The organism is Staphylococcus sp. HMSC067F07 (genome assembly GCF_001837405.1).
GTDB classification, from domain to species: Bacteria; Bacillota; Bacilli; order Staphylococcales; family Staphylococcaceae; genus Staphylococcus; species Staphylococcus capitis.
Map to the genome: position 1 here is coordinate 1 of NZ_KV832239.1, position 1,857 is coordinate 1,857.

Annotated in this window: 1 pseudogene; it reads right to left on the reverse strand. The window is 36.7% G+C overall.

Going from position 1 to position 1,857, the window contains the following annotated elements:
- Positions 1 to 1,813, reverse strand: a pseudogene (locus HMPREF2706_RS11200) (YSIRK signal domain/LPXTG anchor domain surface protein); the annotation flags it as partial.
- Between the last annotated feature and the right edge of the window lie 44 nt (positions 1,814 to 1,857).

Below are 1,857 nucleotides of genomic sequence, written 5' to 3' on the forward strand. Positions count from 1 at the left end.
CTTGGTGCCCTATTGTGACTTTTCCGGTAGTTTCGTCTAATTCAATATGTGGAACCTCTTTGTTTAGTGACCAAACTCCTCCATTTTTATTTGCAATGAATGAACTTAGTTGGCCATTTGTATCTGTATATTTTACTTCTAATTTTGTTGATTCACCTTTTGGTGTAACTTCAACATTGACGTGTTCTTCATTTGCTTCGATAGCTGGCGACTCTGGTGTTACTTCTTTTCGTGGCATATTTATTTTACTTTCTGTACTTGTATCACTATTACCTTTTGTTTCAGTAGCTACAACTTCGCTTTCTACTAACACCGCTTGGTGTCCCATTGTAAGTTTACCGGTGCTTTCATCAAGTTTTATATTAGAAATATTTTTATTAATAGTCCATCCATTGCCAACTTTAGTTGCTGTAATAGTAGCCGGTTGCCCTTTCAAATCAACATAGTGAACATCTAATCTAGTAACATCATTATGTGGTATAATTTCGACATTTGCTTCTTCTATGTTAGATCTTACCACTGGTGGTTGAGGTTTAACTTCTTTAGCAGGCATAATTGTATGTTTGACAATACTATTATCACTGTTACCATTTGACGCAGTAGCTGTAATATCACTTTCCGGTTGCACAGCCACATAACTAATTGTCACAGTTCCTGTTTGAGAATTAATTGAAATACCTGAAATGTTATTATTCAATGACCAGCTTTGATTTTTCTTAGTGGCTATTGCTGTAGCGATTTGGTCATTGACATCTAGATATTTGATAGTTATTTTGTCTGAATTAATTGAAGGAATTATACTTACACTCGCATTGTCATGATCTGATTTTAGTACAGGCCCTTCTGGAGCGACATCTTTACGTGGCATTGTCACTTTACTTTCTGGACTCGAGTCGCTATTTCCTTTTGTTTCAGTTGTTATAACTTCACTTTCTGCTTGTACTGCTTGATAGCCTATTGTTACTTTTCCGGTTGCTTCATCTACCTCTATGTGCGGAACAATTTTATTTAATGACCAAACTTCTCCATTTTTACTTACGATAATGGTATCACTTTGCCCCTCTGTATTAGTATAATTAATCACTAATTTTGTTGATTCATCTTTCGGTGTTACCTCTACATTGACTTGCTCTTCGTTTGCTTCGATTGTTGGAGAATGCGGTGTTGTCTCTTTACGTGGCATAGTCACTTTGCTCTCAGGACTTGAATCACTATTGCCTTTTATTTCTGTTGCTATAATTTCACTTTCTGCTTGTACGACTTGATGACCTATAGTTACTTTTCCGGTTCTATCGTCTATCACAATATGCGGTACTTGTTTGTTTAATAACCAAGCACCTCCATTTTTGTTTGCGATGATTGAATCAGAATGGCCTTCTGGATTTGTGTAATTGATCACTAATTTCGTTGATTCATCTTTCGGTGTTACCTCTACATTGATGTACTCTTCACTTGCTTCGATAGCCGGAGAATCCGGTGTTGTCTCTTTACGTGGCATAGTCACTTTGCTCTCAGGACTTGAATCACTATTGCCTTTTATTTCTGTTGCTATAATTTCACTTTCTACTTGTACTGCTTGATAGCCTATTGTTACTTTTCCGGTTGCTTCATCTACCTCTATGTGCGAAACATTTTTATTTAATGACCAAATTCCTCCATTATTACTTGCGTTAATGGTAACACGTTGATCCTCTGGATTAGTATAATTGATGACTAATTTAGTCACTTCACCCTTTGGCGTTACCTTGACATTGGCGTGCTCTACACTTGCTACAATATCAGGCGCTTCTGGCGTTGTCTCTTTACGTGGCATTTTTAGATTGCTTTCTGAACTTGAGTCACTGTTTCCTTTTGTTT